The sequence below is a fragment of the Kitasatospora sp. NPDC059599 genome, assembly GCF_042735125.1.
In the GTDB taxonomy this organism is placed as follows: Bacteria; Actinomycetota; Actinomycetes; order Streptomycetales; family Streptomycetaceae; genus Kitasatospora.
Genome location: NZ_JBHWCL010000040.1, coordinates 1 through 18,438 on the forward strand (window position 1 = coordinate 1; position 18,438 = coordinate 18,438).

The following is an 18,438-nucleotide window of genomic DNA, read 5'->3' on the forward strand; positions in this document are numbered from 1 at the left end:
CGGCGGGGGTGACGGCGGTGTCGAGGAGGTGCCGGGCGGTGAGGGCGAGTCGCATGGTGGGGGCCTCCGTTCAGACGGCGTGGGCGGCGGGCGCGGTCGTGGGGGTGGGCCTGGGAGTGGGGGCGATCAGGGCCCAGACGAACTTGCCGATCCCGCCCGAGCGGGGGCAGCAGCCCCAGCGTTCGGCCAGCGCGTTGACGAGGAACAGTCCCCGTCCGCACTCCTCGTCGGGGCGGACGGACCGGACGGAGGGGCGGCCGGTGCCAGCGTCGTGGACTTCGAGGCGGAGGCGGTCGCGGATGACGGCGAAGCGGACCTCGATCAGGCGGTCGGCGGGCGCGTCGGAGTGCTGGACGGCGTTGGCGAAGAGTTCGCCGAGGAGGAGTTCGGCGGTGTCGGCGTAGCGCTCGCCGGAGGGGAGGCCGGCCAGGTAGGCCCGGAGGACGAGACGGGCCAACGACGTGGAGGCGGTGCGGGAGTCCAGCCGGGCGGCGAACGTGCGGGGGCGGCGGGAAGCAGGCATGGCGAAGTACCTCGGGGCGGAAGGGGGCGTACGAAGGGAGCGCGAGGTGACGCTGTGCAAGCAAAAGATCGCGTTCCGGTATCAATGATCGGCTCCCGAAGGTACGGTGATGGCCGAAATCAGGTACCAGGCACACGCGGTACGTCAGGGGGTCTGGCATGGCACACCGGCGACTCAAGAGCGATGTGACGGCCAGTTCGGCAAGGATCTTCGGCGAAGAGCTGCGGTTCTACCGGGAGCTGGCCGGCTACACGCAGGAACAGTTGGCGAAGCTCCTGCACTGCACTCGGCCGAACATCACACGGTACGAGTCAGGCCAAAGGCGCATGCCGCCAGAGCTGGTCGTAAAGGTTGACAGCCTGCTCAATGCAGGTGGGGCGCTGAAGCGACTTTGGGATCGGGTCGACTGGAACGCCGAGGTCGAGCATCCGGACTGGTTCCAGAGCCATGTCGACATGGAATCCGAGGCCAGGGCCGCCAGGATCTTCCAGCTTGCCGTCATACATGGACTGTTGCAGTGTCGCGATTACGCGGAGGCCGTGTTCGCAGTCAGCGATGCAGCCGGAAAGCCCGAGGTGATCGAGGAACGGACGGCGGCTCGACTGGCAAGGCAGAAAAGGTTCCTGGATCCGGACGGGCCACTCTTGCTGGTGATTCTCGACGAGAGCGCCATCCGGACCGTCTTCGGCGGTCCTGGTGTCATGAGACGTCAAATGCAGCACCTGCTAGCTGTCGCAAAGCTCCCGAACGTGATCATTCAGGTCGCGCCGTTCGGATGCCGCCAGGCCATCATCGACAAGTCCATGGTCATGCTGGAGATGCCTGACGGTCGGACCTGGGTGTATTCCGAGAGCCTCGATCGCGGGCATGCCAGTGATGATCCGGCAACCGTTGCAGCACATCGCCGCAGCTATGATCTGGCCCACGGGGCGGCGCTTCCAGTAGCCGACTCGCTCGCGCTGATCGCTGATGCGCTGAAAGGGTTCATGGATGATGAGGATCGAGCTCGACGCGACCGCCTGGCGGAAGAGCAGCTACAGCGGCGGCAACGGGGGCGACTGCATCGAGGTGGCCCCCGGATTCCCCGGCCTCGTCCCCGTACGTGACTCCAAGGACCCCCACGGGCCGACCCTCACCTTCCCGACCTCCGCCTGGAGTTCCTTCATCACCGCAGTCCAGGACGGCGAGTTCCCCGTCGAGGGCTGACCCCTTTGCGGCCTTACCGCGGGACGGACGGGCTGCCGATCCGCAGTAGGTTTCCGCTGCGGTCGACCAGCCCGAACTCGCGCATCCGGTAGTCGGTGTCAACGGGTGGCGTCAGGCGGCTGCCGGTGGCCGGGTCGGCGGGCACGCCGAGCCGCTGCCACGCGCGGTGCAGCGCGTCCGCGTCCCGGACCTGCAGGTAGCAACTGCCGGCCGTGGTCAGTGGGTCCACTCGGGGGTCGTGGCGGAAGTGCAGCTCGACCGTGCCCCGGACGAGGATCAGGTAGCCGTCCTCCCCGTCCCAGCGCCCGCATCGATCTGGCCCTCGCGCACGCCCAACTCGGCGATCCCGACGGTGTCGTCGTTATCGGCAACTTGGCGCTGGATTCCGACCGAGTCGTCGACTCCGTCCGCAACCGCGCCACCGACCTCACGGGCTATCTTTCCCGACGCTTCCCGCGTCACGGCAGCGTGAGCGAACTGCGAGAGCGCTTGGCCACCCTGTCCTCACCGATCTCGACATAGAAGCGGAACACCATCAGATGCCGGAACAGGACCGCGTCATCCAGATCCGTCGGCCCTACTTCGACCTGATCGCCGGCGGATCCAAGACGATCGAGGTGCGCGTCGGCTATCCCAGCATGCGCAGGATCCACCCCGGACAGAGGCTCGTCTTCGCATCCGGGGACGCCCGCTGCCGCACCCTGGTCACCAGGGTCGCGGAATATCCGACCTTCGATGCGCTGCTCGACTCCGAGTCCATGGAAGCCATCGGATCCCAGGGGATGAGCCGGGGCGAACTCCTGGCCGCTTGCCGTGAGATCTACCCGCCCGAGAAGGAGAAGCTCGGTGTCCTCGCGATTCACGTACAGCTCACCCCGTAGTCGGTGGAGGCTGTCCGGCCGAAGGTAATGGCGCGGCAGCTGGAGCACCTGCTACGCGTTGCTCAGCGCGGAAACCTTGTGACGGGCTGCCGATCCGCAGTAGGTTTCCGCTGCGGTCGACCAGTGCGAACTCGCGCATCCGGTAGTCGGTGTCAACGGGTGGCGTCAGGCGGCTGCCGGTGGCCGGGTCGGCGGGCACGCCGAGCCGCTGCCACGCGCGGTGCAGCGCGTCCGCGTCCCGGACCTGCAGGTAGCAACTGCCGGCCGTGGTCAGTGGGTCCACTCGGGGGTCGTGGCGGAAGTGCAGCTCGACCGTGCCCCGGAGGAGGATCAGGTAGCCGTCCTCCCCGTCCCAGCGCCCCCGCGGCTCGAACCCCAGGCGGGCGTAGAACTCCAGGGTCTCGTCCAGGTTCCTGCTCGGCAGGACCGGCACCGCGTACTCGTCCATGGCGCCACCGTAGGACACGCCGCTGACGCCCACCCACGCGCCGGATCCGCCCGAGGACGGGGCGTGGTCCCGGAGCCGGTCATCGGCACGGGCGCGGCCGCCGGGGGGGGTCGTCCCCGCCGGCGGCCGTGTGGTGGGCCGCTCGGCCGTTCAGCACTGGGGGCGGCGGCCGTGGTTGGCCCCGCGCCTGGCCCTGGCCTTCTTCTTGCGGCGGCGCTTCGACGACATGGCCACTCCTCTCGCAACCGGGACACCCCTGGTCTTCCACCGTTCCACACCCGGCCTGTCCCGGCCCGTCGAGCGGGCGCGGGCCGGGGACGGTGGCCTGGGAGCCGCGCCGGTCGCTCAGGCGCGGCGGTCCAGGGCGGCGCGCCAGGCGGGGCTGTCGACGTAGTGGTTGTTGAAGCGCTCGGAGGAGGCGGCGATGGCCGCGGGCGGGGTCTCGCCGCGCATGACGCTGCCCAGCAGGCGCAGGTAGTCGAAGCGGTCCATGCCGGGGGTGAAGATGCACAGCACGTCGGCTTCGGCGCCGGGCGCGGCGGCGAAGGCGTGCGGGGTGTGCGGGGGGACGGCGAGGAAGTCGCCGGCGCCGAGGACGGTGACCTCGTCGCCGACGAGGACCTCCAGGGAGCCGCTGATCACGAAGAACAGTTCCCAGGCCTTGGTGTGGAAGTGCGAGGGGGCTCCGGCGGCGCCTTCGGAGAAGGTGGAGCGGTAGACGGTGAAGCCGCCCTGGCCGGGGTCCGTCTCGGCGAGCAGGGTCATGGTGGCGCTCGGGTCGGCGCAGGTCTCGGCTTCGGCGCTGCGGGTCAGGACGGGGGCCTGCGGGGCGGCGGTGGCGGCGGTGGCAGCGGTGGCGGTGGCGGTGGCGGTGTTCTTCGTCGTCGTCATGTGATCAATCTACGGCCGAATAGACCCATGATCATGTGGCAATCATCAACAGTTTTCGTGGGTCAATTCTCCCCGGCTCCCACCCCTCCCCCGATATGGCGAAGGAGGCCCCGACCGTGGTCGGAGGCCTCCTTCGAGGGGTCGGCGGCGGTCAGTCGGGGAGGTTCCCGTTGCCGCCCAGGTTGGCCACCATGCGGCGCAGCACGTTGATGGTGGTGACGAAGTCCTCGGGGTCGACGCCCTCGTGGGTGCGTTCGTGGACGCGCAGGTTGCGTTCACGGGCCCGCAGGCGTCCGGCCTCGCCGTCCTCGGTGAGGGTGAGGGCGCCGTCGGCGTCCTCGACGAGCCAGCCGCGGGCGATCAGGTCGTCGAAGACGGCGCCGAAGTCGGTGTCCTGGTCGTCGTAGGGGGTGAGCCGTTCGACCAGGGTGGTGCGGTTCCAGCCGCCCGGTTCGCCGGCGGCGTGGTTGAGCGTCCACCAGTGCGGCTGGGTGAGGCCTTCCACCGCCAGCTGTTCGCGCAGGCCTCCCACCACGAGGCGGCCGGCCAGTCCGGCCCACGCCCCGATGGGCTGGGTGGCGATGACCTCCGGCGCGTACGTCTTGATCGTCACGTCCCGTACTCCTTCGCATCGTTCGCTGACTGATCATCAGGATGCGATCGACGGTAGGACCTCAAGTCGCCTTGAGGTCAAGCCGCCTTGAGATCCGGATGTGTTCAGGCGGCGGCCCGGTCGTAGGCGCGCAGGGTGAGGAGGGCGGCGAGGGTGACGCCGGGGCGGGCCTCGACCTCGGTGGTGGGTGACCAGCGGGCCCAGCGGATCGGCCAGCCGCCGTCCTCCTGCTGCTGGGCGGCCAGGTGGGCCAGGCCGCGGTGCAGCTCGCGGTCGGTGAACCAGGGCCGGGCCGGGCTGTCCGGGGTGGGCGCGTAGTCGTGCGGGAGGTGGTGCTCGCCGGGGGCGTAGCCGGCGGCGAGGCGGGCCCGGTCGGGGTGGTCGGGGTCGAGCAGGACGATCCGCTGGTCGCGTACCAGGTCGCCGAGGCGGCGGGCCTGCCGGCGGGCCCAGTCGCGGTCGGGGGCGGCGGCGAGGAAGGCGACGGCGGCGCCGGCCTCGTACGGGTGGGTCTGTTCCAGGTGCTCGACGGCGCGGCGACAGAAGGCGGTGGCCCGCTCGATCCAGGGGTGGCCGGTGCCGGAGCGCAGCAGGGGGGCGACGATCTGGCCGGTGGCCAGCAGGTCGGCGTCGGGGTGGTCGGGGATGGGCAGGAACGGCGGGCGGGGGTAGGGGCGCAGGGTGGGCAGGACGGCGGGGACGCCGCCGTCGGGGGTGGTGCGGGCGGTCAGCCAGTCGCAGATCCGCCGGGCCCGTTCGCCGTGCAGGGCGCCGGTCTCCTCCAGGACGCGCAGGGCGGCGGGTACGGCGATGGGCTGGGGGGCGGGGCCGCGGACGTCGGGTTCGAGGCCGAAGGCGTAGCCGCCGTCGGGGGTGGCGTAGGCGTCCAGTGCGGCGAGCGGCCCCGCGGGGTCGGCGGATCCGCCTCCGTCGCCGAAGTGGAACGCGAAGCGGCGCTGTTCCAGGACGCGCCCCGAGGTCCACAGGAACCGGCCGGCGCGTTCGAGCATGCTGTCGTTCACCCAGGTCATGCCCACGACGGTAGGCCGGGGACGGCCCGGTGGCCTTGAACGAATCGGACGAACGCAGCAGACAAACGCATCGGACGCACGGATCGGACGCACGGCGGCGGCGTCGTCGCACTGCCCCGCTCCCCCGTCCGGACCGGCCGCCGACACGCCCGGTCTTCGCGGACCGATCGTTCGTCAACTTCCTTCTAGGGTGGGCGACATGAAGTCGATACCGGCGCTCGCCGCCGCCCTGGCCCTGTCGGCGGCCGCCGTCCTCACCGCCGCCTCCCCCGCGCCCGCCGCCGCCCCCGGCGCCCCCACCAACGCCGGGGACCCCACCAACGCCGGGGACCCGCTGGAGCGCTACCGCCGCCAGCCGCTCGCCTGGGCGCCCTGCCAGGACCCGCAGTCGGCCGCCGCCGGCGCCGAGTGCGCGGCCCTGACCGTGCCGCTGGACTACCGCGAGCCCCGGGGCCGCACCCTGTCCCTGGCGGTCTCCCGGATCAGGGCCGCCGACCCGGCCCGGCGCCGCGGCATCCTGCAGACCAACCCCGGTGGCCCCGGCGGGCGCGGGCTGGCCATGCCCGTCGAGCTGCGGGCCGCGATGGCGCCCGCGACGGCCGCCGCGTACGACGTCATCGGCATGGACACCCGCGGGGTCGGTGCCAGCGGCGGCCTCGACTGCGGCCTGGTCAGGGGCAGTTGGCTGCGCTCGGTGGGCACCGGCCGGGCCGGCTTCGAGCAGGCCTGGAACCTCGCCGAGGCCGACGCCGACGCCTGCTGGAGCCGGTACCCCGACCTGCTGCCGCATCTGACGACCCGCAACATCGCCCGCGACACGGACGTGTTGCGCGCCGCGCTCGGCGAGCAGCGCACCTCCTTCTTCGGGCAGTCCTACGGCGCGCTGCTCGGCGCCGTGTACGCGCAGCTGTACCCGGAGCGGGTCGACCGCCTGGTCCTGGACAGCGCGCCCGACCCGGCCCGCTACGGCATCCGGATGTTCCAGGACATGGGCGGCGCCAACGAACGCGCCCTGGACGACTTCGCCGCCTGGGCCGGCCCGCGTGACGCCGTGTACGGCCTGGGCGCCACCCCGGCGGCCGTGCGGGCCACCGTCGAGGGGCTGGTCCGCCGGGCGGGCGCGGCACCGATCGCGATCGACGGCTTCCGCCTCGACGACCGGCTGCTGCCGGTCCTGCTCGCGGTCTGCCAGGGCGACGACCGTGACAGCGCCGACTACGCGGACGTGCTGCGCCGGCTCCTGGACGCCGCCGACGGCAAGCCGGTGCAGGCGGGCCCGCTCCTGCACGAACTGCTGGCCACCGTCGTCGGCCCGAGCCCGGAGGGCGGCGCCGACCTCGCGGCCGCGATCGGCATCCTGTGCGACGACGTCGCCATGCCGCGCTCGGCGCAGTGGTACCGCGACGCCGTCGACCGCGCCCGCCCCGCCCAGCCGGTCTTCGGCCCGGTCTACAACGGCCCCACGCCGTGCGCCTCCTGGCGCCGCGCCCCGCTGGAGCCGCCCGTCGAGGTGCGCACCGCCGTCCCCGCCCTGCAGGTGCAGTCCACCGGCGACACCCACGCCCCCTACCGGGGCGCCCTCGCCCTGCACGCCCGGATGCCCGCCTCCCGCCTGGTCACCGTGCCCGGCCGTGTCCACACCGTCTACCTCAACGGCTACAGCCCGTGCGCCCGACAGGCCGTCGACGCCTACCTGTCGACGGGCTCACTGCCGGCGGCGGACACCACCTGCTGAGCGGGGCCGGCTACGGCCCCCTCGGTCAGCACCTGCTTCGTGACATCCACGCTCCTCCGGAGATCCTCGACCCACTCGTCACCGGTGCCCTCCGGTACCGCCCGGGGCCTCTCGACGATGCTGCTCAGGAGGTCGAAGTCCAGGTCGCCGTTCCCGTGATCCGTGCAGGCCTTGTGGAGCCGGGCCAGATGCTCGACGGGCGCGACGACAGTCATCGACTCCAGGAGACGCACACGTTCCTTGCTCCACCTGGATTCGCCGGAGAACCAGTGGAAGAGGTCGACGGGCTTCCGCGAACGGACGAGGGAGTGTTCGATCTTGACACTGTCGTGGAAGCGGCCGAGGGACCGGAACTCGTTCGCAAGGCGCACGATGTCCCCGACAGGGTGGACCAGTGCGATCTGCTCGATGATGCGGTCCGCGGCGGCGTCCTCGTCGGCATCACGCAGGTAGACCACCGCGGCGCAGATCCCCGCCAGATCGCCCGTGCCGCCGCTCTCCCACACCGCCAGCTCGGCGTGCGTGGCCCGGGTGATCCGGTCGAGGGTCTCGGTGTCCCGGTCCCGGAGTCTGAGCACGGCCCCCGCCTGCCGGATCTGGTCCTCCAGCTGCGCGATGCGGTCGAGCGCCGTGTCCCGCTCCTCGGTCAGCGCGCGGACCTCCTCCCGGCTGTGGAGGGCCAGGTCCTCCAGCGCGTCCTCCGCGTCCTGGCGCCGCTTGCGCTCGTCGTGGAGGTCCCGTTGGAGGTCGGCCAACTCCTGGACGGCTTCGGCGCGGTGGCGGTCCAGGTCCTCCCGCGCGGTGGCGAGTTCGAACTCGCGGGCCTGCAGCGGGCTGCGCACGCACGCGGCCGCGTACATCAGCGCGCGGGTCGCCGCGACCTCCTCCGCGTGCACCTCCACGCCCTCGCACTGCGCCGCCAGCGCGTGGAGCCGGGCGGCGATCTCCCGGCGCGGCACCTCCCGGCCGTTGAGGAACTTGGACAGCCGGGTCCGGTCGACGCGGATCCCGTCCCCGCTCAGGCGTTCGGCGAGGTCCTCCGAGGACAGGCCGGTCCGGGCCCGCAGTTCGCGCAGGCGTTCGGCGCAGCGCCGCTCCGGCCCCTGCAGGCGTTCGTCCAGCGGGGCCAGCCCCCGCCGCGCGGGCATCTGCTCCCGGCTCACGCCGCGTTCTCCTCCGTGTTGCACCGTCGGCAAGTTGCGTTCTCCCGCCGCAAGTCGGGGTTGCGACCTGACGCAACCGCCCTGCGGCCCATTGTGCTGGGGGACGTACCGGGTTGTCGCAATCCCCTGGAGATTCCCATGCGTCGTCAGCAGCGTCCGCAGCGTCCCTTCCTGGAGTTCCGGGCGGGCGGCTTCCGCCTGACCCTGCAGTCCCGCCCCCGCCGGCTGTTCCTGCTCCTCGGCCCCGCGCTCACCACCGTGGCGGGTGTCCTCGCGCTGCGCCGGTAGGTGCCGGGGCACGGGTCACGGGGCACGGGTCACAGGGCACAGGGCACGGGGCACCCGGCGGTCCGGCCGGGGGCCCGCACGCACCGGACGGCCCCCCGCGCGCGGGTGCGTGCGGGGGGCCGTCGGTCACCGGGGCCTCGTGGGTCACCGGGGCCCCGTGGGTCACCGGGGCCTCGTCGGTCAGAGTTCGGTGTGCCACCAGTCGCCGGTGGGGTTGATCTGCGAGGGGTCGCCGATGACGAGCCGGACGCGGGAGGTCAGCTGGGAGCTGTTGGCGATGCTTCCGGCGTGCGGGCCGAGGTAGATGGCAGGGGGGTTGCGGTGGTTGTAGAGGTTGCGGGCGTAGTCGGAGATCAGCCGCCAGTCGCTCTCGATCTCCACCTGCGGGGAGGGGAGTCCCGGGTAGACGCTGTTGCCGTTGCGCATGATGTCGACCATGACGCCGTAGACGTCCCAGAAGCGGGTGGCCTCCGACGTGTACTGGGTGAGGAACAGCAGCGAGTGGGCGGTGCTGCTGCCGTCCCCGCCGTACTGCAGCTGGTAGGCGTGGTTGTACAGGGCGCTGTAGGAGATCGGCAGGTTCTCCCGCCGGATGCCGTCCGCCGCGCCCGACATGCTGCCGTAGGAGGAGCCGAAGGACAGCGTGTGGACCTGGCCCTGCGGGGGGATCAGGGCGCCGTCGGGGCCCCGGCTGAGGTTCTCCATGATCTCGGCGAGGTTGTAGTCGCCGTCGTTGAACTGCCAGGTGTCACCGTTGTGGTTGGTGAAGCCGCGCAGGTAGAGGTCGTTGGGTGAGAACCACAGGCGCAGCTCCTCGCCGTTGAAGTTCAGGTCGGCGCGGATGAGCGCGGTCTTGGCCCCGTGGACCTGGGTGGCGGCGACGCCGTTGTACCAGTAGTGGCCCGCCGCGTTCTGCAGGCTGCTGATGAAGCCGCCGTACTGGCTGGCCTGCTGGTTCCCCGTTCCGCTGAGGTTCAGCCAGACGTGGGAGACGCGGCCCTCCGGGGTGTCGGCGTGGGCCGCGCCGGTGCCGCCGAGCATCGCTGCCACGGCTGCGAGGAGGACGGCGAGGGCCGAGAGGATCCTGTGGGCTCCGGGGCGGGCTGCTGCCCGGGGGCCCGGCTTGACGACATGCATGTGATCGGTTCCTGATGGCTTTCGGTGTCGAGGTCGGGGGTGCCCGGCGCCCGAGGGGGCGGGGTACCTCGTCGATGGTCGCGAAGGATGCTCCCGGCACGCATCAGTCAAGTGACTGTCGCGGTGCCGGGCCGGGTCAGCCGGATGACCCGCGCCCCGGGCCCTCCACCCCTGCTGCGCCTACTCCGCCGCCGCCGTCCCGGCCCCGTCACCGCCCCAACCCCGCCACCGTCACCGTCCCGGCCCCGGAGACGCCGTCTCCCGTAGGAACCCGGTGAACGCCGCCACCGCCGGCGGCACCCGCCGGCCCCTGCGCGTCACCGTGTACACGTGCCGGACCGGGGTGTCGTCGGGGTGCAGGGGGACGAGGGCGAGGTCGGGACGGGCGGCGCGGGCGGCGAGCGCGGGGATCAGGGTGGGGCCCAGTCCGGCGGCGACGAGGCCGAGTTTGGCGGTCCAGGCGCCGACGGCGTACTCGATCCGGGGCCGGAAGCCGCTGCGCAGGCAGGCCGCGAGGAGGGTGGACTCGACGTGGCGGCGGGCGGCGATCCAGGGTTCGTCGGCGAGTTCGGCCAGTCGCAGGCGCCGGCGGCCGGCGAGGCGGTGTCCGAGCGGCAGGGCCACCAGCACGGGGTCCTCCAGCAGCAGCCGCGGCTCGAACTGTTCGCCGTCGTAGGCGTCCTGCTGGTACGAGGCGACCACGGCGAGGTCGATCGTGCCGTCGGCGAGCAGGTCCAGCAGGTGGGCCGAGAGGCCTTCGGTGAGGCTGGTCTCGACGTGCGGGTGCGCGGCGCGGAAGGCGGCGAGCGCGCCGGGGACGAGGGCCGCGTTGGCGCTGTCGAAGGCGCCCACCCGTAGGTGTCCGGCGGTGAGTTCGGTGAGGGCGGCGAGGTCGCGCCGGGTGGTGTCGAGGCGGTCCAGCATCGCCTCGGCGTGCGGCAGCAGGGCGCGGCCGTGTTCGGTCAGCCGTACGCCGCGGGCCAGTCGGTCGAACAGCGGCGTGCCCAACTCGCCTTCCAATGTGGCGATCTGGCGGGAGATCGCGGACTGGGTGAAGCCCAGCCGTTCGCCGGCGGCGGTGAAGGAGCCGAGGTGTGCGACGGTGCGGAAGACGTCGAGCCAAGCCATGTCCATTCCGCATGGCTACCATGCGAGACATTCGCTTGTCGCCTGGCTCGTGGCTGCCTAGCGTTGCGGCCATGGAGAAGATCGCATTTCTGGGGCTGGGCCGCATGGGCCTGCCGATGGCCCGTCGCCTCGCCGCCGCCGGCCACCCGTTGACCGTCTGGAACCGCTCCCCCGGCCGCGCCGACGGCCTCACCGAGGCCGCAAGCCCGGCGCAGGCCGTCCGGGGCGCGGACGTCGTCGTCACCATGCTGTCCGACCCGGCGGCCGTCGCCGAGGTGGCCGGACGGTTCACGGCGGAGCTGGCGCCGGGCACGCTGTGGATCGACATGTCCTCGATCGGCCCGGCCGCCACCGCCGGACTGCGCGAGCGGCTCCCCGACGGCGTCGCCCTGGTGGACGCCCCGGTGCTCGGCAGTGTGGGCCCGGCGGCGACCGGCGACCTGACGGTCTTCGCGGGCGGCGAGGACGCCGACCTGGACCGTGCGCAGCCCGTCCTGGAGCAGCTGGGCCGGGTGCGGCGCTGCGGCGGCCCGGGGTCGGGCGCGGCGCTGAAGGTGGTGGTGATCGGCGCGATCGTGGCCTCGGTCACGGTGGTCGGCGAAGTGCTGGCGGCGGCCGAGGAGTTGGGCGTGTCGCAGGAGCTGGCGCGGGAGGTGCTGGCGGCCGGGCCGCTCGCGGGGGTGGTGGCCCGGGCGCACAGCGCGGACTCGGACTTCCCGGTCCGGCTGGCCGCCAAGGACCTCGCCCTGGCGGGCGGCGGCCGGGTCCTGTCGGCGGCCCGCGAGGTGCTGCTGGCGGACCCGTCGATCGCCGAGCAGGACCTGTCGGCGGTGGTGGGCTCCCTGCGGCGGGGCTGACGGGCCCGGGGCCCGTCGTCGAGCACCGGCGCGGACGGCGTGCCCGGAGTCCGGGGCGGGTCCGGGGGGACGGTCCGGGGGCGGGTCCCGGGGGCGGGTCCGGGGGCGGGCCCTACGCCACCCGCCCGGCGGCGGCCAGGGCCTGCCGGCGGTGTTCGCCCGGGGTCTGGCCGTAGGCGGCGCGGAAGGCGCGGGTGAAGTCGGAGGCCCGCGGGATGCCCCAGCGGGCGGCGACGGCGTGGACGGGCAGGGTGCGCAGGGCGGGGTCGGCGAGGTCACGGCGGGCGCTCTCCAGGCGCTCGGCGCGGATCCAGCCGGCGAGGGTCCGGCCCTGGGTGTGGCGGGTGAACAGGCGGTGCAGGTAGCTGACGGAGACGTGGTGGGCCGCGGCGATCGCGGTGGGGGTGAGGCCGGGGTCGGACAGGTTGCGGCGGACGAAGGTGCGGACGTTCTCGACCAGGGCGCGCTGGCGGGCGTCGTCGGGGACGGCGGCCTCGGTGTCGAGTTCGCGGGCCAGCCAGGCGGTGACCAGGTCGATGACGACGGTGCCCAGGCGGGGCGTCTCGGCGGGGCCCAGGAGGGCGGCCTGGCGGTCCAGGCCGAGGAGGAAGTCGGCGAGCAGGGCGCTGGTGCCCTCGTCGCGGGAGAAGCCCCGGCCCATCACCTCGCGCAGCCGCTGCGGCGGGAGCGGCAGCGAGGCGGCCGGGAAGTCGATGCCCAGCGCCTCGATCCGCGGCTCGCCCCGGCCGGGCCGGGCGGCCCCGATGCCCCGCACGTCGTAGGGGTGGGAGCTGTCGACCACGTACAGCCGGCCGGCCCCGAACGTCGTCACGCGGTCCCCGGACCCGCGGGTCTCGCGGGTCAGCGCCAGGGCCCCGTCGAGGACCAGCGTGAGGTGGTACACCTCCCGGTCCGAGCGGCGCACCATGCCGGCGCTGCGCCGGAAACGCGAGGGCGGGAACGACGACCTGAGCAGGGTCGCCTGGCCCAGCTCCAGGCGCCGCATGTCGGCCCGGAAGTCGGCGGCGTGCACGCTGGTCATCTCGCTGTCCCGGGTGCGGCCGATCAGCTCCCGCCAGTAGTCGAACCGCTCCGTGGCGGGCAGGTCCTCGCTCCGGAACGCGTCCGTGCCCGCCGTCGGCGCCTCCGCGCCCGCCGTCCTCGCCCCCACTGCCTTCCTCCGCCTCCCCTTCGGCCCTCCGGCCTTCCGGCCTTCCGGCGTCGTGTGCCGCCGTGCCGCCGGCGCCGGTCGGCCCGGCGGCACCGAAGAACCTACAAGGCCGGGCCCGGATCCCCCACCGGGGCCCGGCCGGGGCGGCCCGGCTCCGGCGCGCGCTAGTCGAGGATCGCGTCGACCTCGACCTCGACCAGCCACTGCTCGTCGATGAAGCGCGACACCTCCACGAAGGTGCACGCCGGGCGGATCGTCGCGAAGCGTTCGCCGTGGGCGCGCGCGGCCTCCTTCCACCGCGAGATGTCGGTGAGCATGATGCGGGTCCGCACGACGTCCTTGAGCGAGGCGCCCGCCTCCTTCAGGGCGGCCTCGGCGATGTCCAGGCAGCGCACGGTCTGGCCGTGGACGTCGCCCTGCGCGGCTGCCGTGCCGTCCTCGGCGATGGGGGCGGTGCCCGCGACCGCGACGTACGAACCCTTGCGCACCGCCCGGGAGAAGCCGATCCGCGGTTCGAGGGGCGAGCCGGAACTGACGAGCTGTCGAGTGTTCTCCATGGCGCCATCGTGCCGCACTAGTGCACCCGTCGCCGCCCCCGGCGCCCTCCCGCCTGCGGAAAGGCCCCGGCCGGGCGCCCGGGGGCGACCCGGGGCGGGCCCCGAACACCCCACTGCACTAGTGCACTACCTTCAAGTTCCCGCAGCACAGGGGTTGTTAGGCCCATGCGTACGGCGTACATTCGTCAGCGTCGAACCCGCCGGACCCGCCGGACCCGCCGGACCCACAGAGAGGACACACCCATGGACACCGATCGCGACATCCTCGTCTCCGGCGGCGGCATCGCCGGCCCCGCCCTCGCCCACTGGCTGCGCCGCCACGGCTTCAACCCCACCGTCGTCGAACGCGCCCCCGGCCCGCGCCCCGGCGGACAGGCCGTCGACCTGCGCGGCGCCGGACGCACCGTCGTCGAACGCATGGGCCTGATGGAGCGGGTCCGCGACCGCTGCGTCGAACAGCGCGGCATCGCCCTGGTCGACCGGCACGGCCGGCTGAGCGCCCGGATGCCCGTCGAACTCTTCGAGGGCGAGGGCATCGTCTCCGAGATCGAGATCCTGCGCGGCGACCTCGCCGACCTGCTCCTCGACGCCACCGGCGGCGTCGAACACCTCTGGGACGACACCGTCACCGCGCTCGACGAGGACGCCGACGGCGTCACCGTCACCTTCGAGAACGCCCCCGCCCGCCGCTTCGCCCTGGTCATCGGCGCCGACGGCCTGCACTCCGCCGTCCGCCGCCTGGCCTTCGGCCCCGAACAGGACCACTACCGCCCCCTCGGCGGCTACCACGCCTGGTTCACCGTCCACGACCCCGCGCTCGCCCGCGACCTCGACAGCTGGTTCCTGATGTACAACGCCCCCGGCGGCCTCGTCGCCGGCGCCCGCCCCGGCCGGCTGCCCGGCGAGGTCAAGGCCTCCCTCGGCTTCCGCTCCGCACCCCTCGCCCACGACCGCCGCGACACCGCCGCCCACAAGCGCCTGCTCGCCGAGCGCTTCACCGGTGCCGGCTGGGAGGTCGACCGGCTGCTCGCCGGGATGCGCACCGCCGACGACTTCGCCTTCGACTCCTTCGGCCAGATCCGCCTCGACCACTACAGCCGCGGCCGCGTCGCCCTGCTCGGCGACGCCGGCTACAGCCCCAGCCCCCTCACCGGCCTCGGCACCAGCCTCGCCCTCGTCGGCGCCTACCTGCTCGCCGGCGAACTCGCCACCGCCCGCAGCGACTTCCGCACCGCCTTCACCCGCTACGAGGACCTGATGCGCCCCTACGTCGCCCAGGCCCAGGAACTGCCGCCCGGCGGCCTCAACGGCTACGCCCCCGACAGCGCCCTGATGATCCGCCTGCGCGCCGCCTCCATGCGCTGGATGGGCCGGTGGCCGCTGCGCAACCTGCTCGCCGCCCAGTTCGCCAAGGCCGACGCCATCGACCTGCCCGACTACCCGGTGCCGGCGCACTCCGGCTGAGCCCGCACCCGAGCCCCCGCGCCGGGGAACGCGCACCCGGAACCCGCGCCGGGCGAACCCGCACCACGGATTCGCCCGGGGGGCTTGAACCTCACCCGACGTCAGGAGGAATCCTCGTGCCATGCCCACCGAACAGACCTGGAAGGTCGGTCCCCTCGCCGAAGCGAGCGGCCTGACCGTACGCACCCTGCACCACTGGGACCGGATCGGCCTGCTCAGCCCCTCCCGGCGCAGCGCCTCCGGCCACCGCGCCTACACCGAGCAGGACGTCGTCCGCCTCTACCAGGTCCTCGCCCTGCGCCGCCTCGGTCTGGGCCTGGAGACCATCGCCACCTGCCTCGACGCCGGCATCGACCCCGTCCGGCTGGTCCGCGAGCACCTCGCCGCGACCGAGGCCGCCCTCACCGACCTGCGGGCGCTGCGCGACCGCCTCGCCCACGTGCACACCGAACTCTGCGCCGAACGCACCCCCGACACCGCCGACCTGCTGCGCCTCGTCCGGGCCGTCGGCGCCACCGGGCCCACCGGCCCCGCCGCCCGGGAGGCCCTGCACCGCCACCTCGACGACGACCAGGTCCACGCCCTCGCCGACCACGCCGCCGCCCTCGGCCCCGCCGCCCACTACCTGCTGGACGTCGAATGGCCCCAGCTCTACCGCGGTGCCGAGGCCCTGCGCGCCGCCGGGGTCGAACCCACCGACCCCCGGGTGCGCCGCATCGCCGACCGCCTCGACGAACTCGCCCGCCTCTTCAGCGGCGGGGACGCCACCCTGTCGGCCGCCGTCCGCACCGCCTGGCGCGAGGACCCCGCCGCGATGTCCGGCGAGCCCGACGCCCCCGCCGACGCCTGGGCCCCGCTGCGCGCCTTCCTCGACCGCGCCCGGCGGGCCTCGTGAGCGCCCGGCCCCCGCACCCGGCCCTGGTGACCGCCCTGGCCGGCACCCTGCCCGTCCTCACCCCGGCCGTCCTGGCCGCGGCCGCCGGTCTCCTGCCCTGGTCGGTCCCGGCCGCCGTCACCACGGCCCTGCTCCTGCGCGCCTGCCTGCGCCTGCTCGCCACCTGACCCCGGCGGACTCCGGCCCGGCCCCACGGGGGTGGACCGGACCGGAGCCCGCCGGACCCGGCTCCCGCCCACCGGGCGGGCGGGGTGGGCTACTTCGTGCGGGGCTGGTTGAAGCGGAGCATGTTGCCGGAGGGGTCGCGGAAGGCGCAGTCGCGGACGCCGTAGGGCTGGTCCATGGGTTCCTGGAGGACTTCGGCGCCGGCGGCGCGGATGCGTTCGAAGACGGCGTCGCAGTCGTCGGTGCGGAAGATGACGCCGCGCAGGAGGCCCTTGGCGAGGAGTTCGGCGGCGGCGTGGCGGTCGTCCTCGGAGGCGTGCGGGTCGGCCAGCGGGGGTTCCAGGACGATTTCGACGCCGGGCTGGTCGGGCGAACCGACGGTGACCCAGCGCATGCCTTCGAAGCCGACGTCGTTGCGGACCTCGAAGCCGAGGATGTCGCGGTAGAAGGTGAGGGCCTTGTCGTGGTCGTCCACGGCGATGAAGCACTGGGCGAGTTCGATGCTCATGCCGTCACGCTACGGGAGGCGTCCCGGGGGCGTCCCGCCCTTGGCTTCCGTGGTGCGGACCGGGCGGGTGCGGATCTTGGCGATGCAGGCGGGGATGGCGGCGCCGTCGCCGTGGTCGCGGGCGCGGTAGGCGCTGGGGCTCTCGCCGACGAGTTCGGTGAAGCGGGTGCTGAAGGAGCCCAGCGAGGTACAGCCGACCGCCATGCAGACGTCGGTGACGCTGAGGTCGCCGCGCCGCAGCAGGGCCTTGGCGCGTTCGATCCGGCGGGTCATGAGGTAGCTGTACGGGGTTTCGCCGTAGGCGGTGCGGAAGCTGCGGGAGAAGTGACCGGAGGACATCAGGGCGGTGCGGGCGAGGGCGGGGACGTCGAGGGGCTGGGCGTAGTCGCGGTCCATCCGGTCGCGGGCCTGTCGCAGCCGGACGAGGTCGGCCAGGGGGACGCGGGTCGCGCGGGGTTCACGGGTGGACACGCCAGCCACCGTACCGACTGCCGGTGACAGCCGGCGTGTTCCCCCGTCCGGCGCGGCCCGTTGGCGCCGGTGCCGCCGGGCCGACGACCCTGGGGGGACGGTCGGGCGCGGATCGGTGCGCGAGGCGGACGGCGGAGCGGACGGGCGGAGAGGGCGGCGGCGGGGTGGAGAGCAACGGAACCGTCCCGCGTGCGCCCCGCAACCGGTCGGTGGTGCTGGGGGTGCTGGCCGCCACGGCGGCGCTGCTGCTGGCGCAGGCGGCGAGTGGGACCAATGCCCGGCTGGTGCTGCTGCTGGTGTTCCTGCCCGCGCTGCTGGCCGGTCTGGGCACGGTCGCGCAGACGGTGGCCGTGTCGGTGTGGGTGGCGGTCGTGGTGGTGGTGAGCACGGCGCTGTTCCCGCCGCCGTCGCTGGAGGCCCGGGTGGGCACCCTGGTGGCGGTGATCGGGGCCGAGGCGGCGGTGATCGGGCTGTGCGCGCGGCGGGTGCGGCGCGAGCGGGAGCTGTCGCGGATGCGGCAGAGCGCGGTGGCGTTGCAGCGCCAGTTGCTGCGTCCGCTGCCGGTGACCACGGCGGACGTGCGGCTGGACGGGCTGTACCGGCCGGTGGAGGAGGACGCCATGGTGGGTGGCGACCTGTACGACGTCGCCGAGACCCCGTTCGGCACCCGGGTGCTGGTGGGTGACGTGCAGGGCAAGGGGCTGCCGGCGATCGGTACGGGCTTCGCGGTGCTGAGCGCGTTCCGGGAGGCGGCGTTCCGGGAGGCGGAGCTGACCGGTGTCGCGGACGCGCTGGAGGCGGCGGTCGAGCGGCACAACGCGTACGCGGTGCAGAGCGGCGAGCAGGAGCGGTTCGTGACGGCGACGGTCCTGGGCCTGCACGGGCCGGGCGGGCGCGAGGTCGGGGCCCGGGTGCAGGCCGTCAACTGCGGCCACCTTGCCCCGTACCTGCTGCGCGGCGACGGCCGGGTGGAGTCCGTGGCGTTGCCGGCGGGGATCCCGCTGGGCCTGGCGTCGCTGGCGGAGTCGACGGGCGGGGCGGGGCCGCGTGCGGTGCGGCGGTTCGCGCTGCCGGCGGACGGGGTGCTGGTGCTGCTGACGGACGGCATCACGGAGGCGCAGGACGGCTCCGGGGTGTTCTACCCGGTGGAGCGGGGTCTGGCCGAGCTCGCCGGGACGCCGGCCGAGGCGCTGCCGGAGGCCTTGGACGAGCGGGCCCGGCGGTGGAGCGGCGGGCGCAGCCGTGACGACGTGACGGTGCTGGCCGTGCGCGGCCCGGGGGCGCCGTAGGCCGTGCGCGGCCCCGG

General features: G+C 73.8%; 23 protein-coding genes. 10 read left to right on the top strand and 13 right to left on the bottom strand.

Annotation, left to right across the window (positions count from 1 at the left end; translation table 11 throughout):
* Positions 1 to 70: 70 nt before the first annotated feature.
* On the bottom strand, positions 71 to 523 hold the full coding sequence (locus ACFV04_RS16440) for an ATP-binding protein (protein WP_380529655.1): 453 nt from the start codon (positions 521 to 523) through the stop codon (positions 71 to 73).
* Between the two features lie 158 nt (positions 524 to 681).
* Here ACFV04_RS16440 and ACFV04_RS16445 point away from each other — a divergent pair, with 158 nt between their 5' ends.
* Positions 682 to 1,629 carry a helix-turn-helix domain-containing protein gene (locus tag ACFV04_RS16445; protein WP_380529657.1) on the top strand — a complete coding sequence of 316 codons (948 nt, stop codon included), beginning with the start codon at positions 682 to 684 and terminating at the stop codon, positions 1,627 to 1,629.
* A complete protein-coding gene (locus ACFV04_RS16450; RefSeq protein WP_380529658.1) occupies positions 1,592 to 1,729 on the top strand; it encodes a DUF397 domain-containing protein in 138 nt (45 codons plus the stop codon). The genes ACFV04_RS16445 and ACFV04_RS16450 overlap by 38 nt, the downstream gene beginning before the upstream one ends.
* Positions 1,730 to 1,742: 13 nt before the next feature.
* On the opposite strand, the gene ACFV04_RS16455 is transcribed toward ACFV04_RS16450, so the two are convergent.
* Positions 1,743 to 1,958, bottom strand: a complete 216-nt coding sequence (locus ACFV04_RS16455; RefSeq protein ID WP_380529660.1) for a hypothetical protein — start codon at positions 1,956 to 1,958, stop codon at positions 1,743 to 1,745.
* 310 nt (positions 1,959 to 2,268) lie between these two features.
* On the opposite strand from ACFV04_RS16455, the gene ACFV04_RS16460 reads away from it, so the two are divergent.
* Complete coding sequence (locus tag ACFV04_RS16460; RefSeq protein ID WP_380529662.1) at positions 2,269 to 2,610, top strand: ASCH domain-containing protein; 342 nt, start codon at positions 2,269 to 2,271, stop codon at positions 2,608 to 2,610.
* Here ACFV04_RS16460 and ACFV04_RS16465 read toward each other — a convergent pair.
* The 4 genes from ACFV04_RS16465 to ACFV04_RS16480 form a co-directional block, all read right to left on the bottom strand.
* The gene (locus ACFV04_RS16465) at positions 2,600 to 3,058 is read right to left on the bottom strand and encodes a bleomycin resistance protein (protein ID WP_380529664.1); all 459 of its coding nucleotides are present in this window, start codon (positions 3,056 to 3,058) and stop codon (positions 2,600 to 2,602) included. The genes ACFV04_RS16460 and ACFV04_RS16465 overlap by 11 nt on opposite strands.
* A gap of 345 nt (positions 3,059 to 3,403) precedes the next feature.
* Positions 3,404 to 3,949, bottom strand: coding sequence for a cupin domain-containing protein (locus ACFV04_RS16470; RefSeq protein ID WP_380529666.1), 546 nt, complete (start codon positions 3,947 to 3,949; stop codon positions 3,404 to 3,406).
* Between the two features lie 151 nt (positions 3,950 to 4,100).
* Positions 4,101 to 4,562, bottom strand: coding sequence for a MarR family transcriptional regulator (locus tag ACFV04_RS16475; protein WP_380529667.1), 462 nt, complete (start codon positions 4,560 to 4,562; stop codon positions 4,101 to 4,103).
* A 104-nt stretch (positions 4,563 to 4,666) separates the two neighbouring features.
* Positions 4,667 to 5,593, bottom strand: a complete 927-nt coding sequence (locus ACFV04_RS16480) for a hypothetical protein (RefSeq protein WP_380529669.1) — start codon at positions 5,591 to 5,593, stop codon at positions 4,667 to 4,669.
* Positions 5,594 to 5,792: 199 nt separating this feature from the next.
* On the opposite strand from ACFV04_RS16480, the gene ACFV04_RS16485 reads away from it, so the two are divergent.
* Positions 5,793 to 7,328 carry an alpha/beta hydrolase gene (locus ACFV04_RS16485; protein WP_380529671.1) on the top strand — a complete coding sequence of 512 codons (1,536 nt, stop codon included), beginning with the start codon at positions 5,793 to 5,795 and terminating at the stop codon, positions 7,326 to 7,328.
* Here ACFV04_RS16485 and ACFV04_RS16490 read toward each other — a convergent pair.
* A complete protein-coding gene (locus tag ACFV04_RS16490) occupies positions 7,283 to 8,491 on the bottom strand; it encodes a helix-turn-helix domain-containing protein (RefSeq protein ID WP_380529673.1) in 1,209 nt (402 codons plus the stop codon). The two genes, ACFV04_RS16485 and ACFV04_RS16490, sit on opposite strands and share 46 nt — an antisense overlap.
* Before the next feature lie 138 nt (positions 8,492 to 8,629).
* Between ACFV04_RS16490 and ACFV04_RS16495 the strand changes: the two genes are divergently transcribed.
* Positions 8,630 to 8,779 carry a hypothetical protein gene (locus tag ACFV04_RS16495; protein ID WP_360254932.1) on the top strand — a complete coding sequence of 50 codons (150 nt, stop codon included), beginning with the start codon at positions 8,630 to 8,632 and terminating at the stop codon, positions 8,777 to 8,779.
* 180 nt (positions 8,780 to 8,959) lie between these two features.
* Here the strand turns inward: ACFV04_RS16495 and ACFV04_RS16500 are convergent, their stop codons facing one another.
* On the bottom strand, positions 8,960 to 9,916 hold the full coding sequence (locus ACFV04_RS16500; RefSeq protein ID WP_380348517.1) for a ribosome-inactivating family protein: 957 nt from the start codon (positions 9,914 to 9,916) through the stop codon (positions 8,960 to 8,962).
* 231 nt (positions 9,917 to 10,147) lie between these two features.
* The gene (locus ACFV04_RS16505; RefSeq protein ID WP_380529675.1) at positions 10,148 to 11,044 is read right to left on the bottom strand and encodes a LysR family transcriptional regulator; all 897 of its coding nucleotides are present in this window, start codon (positions 11,042 to 11,044) and stop codon (positions 10,148 to 10,150) included.
* Between the two features lie 71 nt (positions 11,045 to 11,115).
* Between ACFV04_RS16505 and ACFV04_RS16510 the strand changes: the two genes are divergently transcribed.
* Positions 11,116 to 11,901 carry an NAD(P)-dependent oxidoreductase gene (locus tag ACFV04_RS16510; RefSeq protein ID WP_380348514.1) on the top strand — a complete coding sequence of 262 codons (786 nt, stop codon included), beginning with the start codon at positions 11,116 to 11,118 and terminating at the stop codon, positions 11,899 to 11,901.
* A 112-nt stretch (positions 11,902 to 12,013) separates the two neighbouring features.
* Here ACFV04_RS16510 and ACFV04_RS16515 read toward each other — a convergent pair whose 3' ends face one another.
* Positions 12,014 to 13,072, bottom strand: coding sequence for an AraC family transcriptional regulator (locus ACFV04_RS16515; protein ID WP_380529677.1), 1,059 nt, complete (start codon positions 13,070 to 13,072; stop codon positions 12,014 to 12,016).
* A 164-nt stretch (positions 13,073 to 13,236) separates the two neighbouring features.
* Complete coding sequence (locus ACFV04_RS16520; RefSeq protein WP_360254924.1) at positions 13,237 to 13,629, bottom strand: RidA family protein; 393 nt, start codon at positions 13,627 to 13,629, stop codon at positions 13,237 to 13,239.
* 243 nt (positions 13,630 to 13,872) lie between these two features.
* Between ACFV04_RS16520 and ACFV04_RS16525 the strand changes: the two genes are divergently transcribed.
* From ACFV04_RS16525 to ACFV04_RS16535, 3 genes are all read left to right on the top strand, one after another.
* Positions 13,873 to 15,093 (top strand): FAD-dependent monooxygenase, encoded by a 1,221-nt coding sequence (locus ACFV04_RS16525; protein WP_380529679.1) that lies wholly within the window; start codon positions 13,873 to 13,875, stop codon positions 15,091 to 15,093.
* A 121-nt stretch (positions 15,094 to 15,214) separates the two neighbouring features.
* Positions 15,215 to 15,988 carry a MerR family transcriptional regulator gene (locus ACFV04_RS16530; protein ID WP_380348508.1) on the top strand — a complete coding sequence of 258 codons (774 nt, stop codon included), beginning with the start codon at positions 15,215 to 15,217 and terminating at the stop codon, positions 15,986 to 15,988.
* Positions 15,985 to 16,155, top strand: a complete 171-nt coding sequence (locus tag ACFV04_RS16535) for a hypothetical protein (protein ID WP_380529681.1) — start codon at positions 15,985 to 15,987, stop codon at positions 16,153 to 16,155. The genes ACFV04_RS16530 and ACFV04_RS16535 overlap by 4 nt, the downstream gene beginning before the upstream one ends.
* 89 nt (positions 16,156 to 16,244) lie before the next feature.
* On the opposite strand, the gene ACFV04_RS16540 is transcribed toward ACFV04_RS16535, so the two are convergent.
* Positions 16,245 to 16,661: a VOC family protein gene (locus ACFV04_RS16540; RefSeq protein WP_380348504.1), complete on the bottom strand. Its 417-nt coding sequence runs from the start codon at positions 16,659 to 16,661 to the stop codon at positions 16,245 to 16,247.
* A 9-nt stretch (positions 16,662 to 16,670) separates the two neighbouring features.
* The gene (locus ACFV04_RS16545; RefSeq protein ID WP_380348532.1) at positions 16,671 to 17,057 is read right to left on the bottom strand and encodes a helix-turn-helix transcriptional regulator; all 387 of its coding nucleotides are present in this window, start codon (positions 17,055 to 17,057) and stop codon (positions 16,671 to 16,673) included.
* Between the two features lie 239 nt (positions 17,058 to 17,296).
* On the opposite strand from ACFV04_RS16545, the gene ACFV04_RS16550 reads away from it, so the two are divergent.
* A complete protein-coding gene (locus tag ACFV04_RS16550) occupies positions 17,297 to 18,421 on the top strand; it encodes a PP2C family protein-serine/threonine phosphatase (protein WP_380529683.1) in 1,125 nt (374 codons plus the stop codon).
* The last annotated feature ends 17 nt before the right edge of the window (positions 18,422 to 18,438 follow it).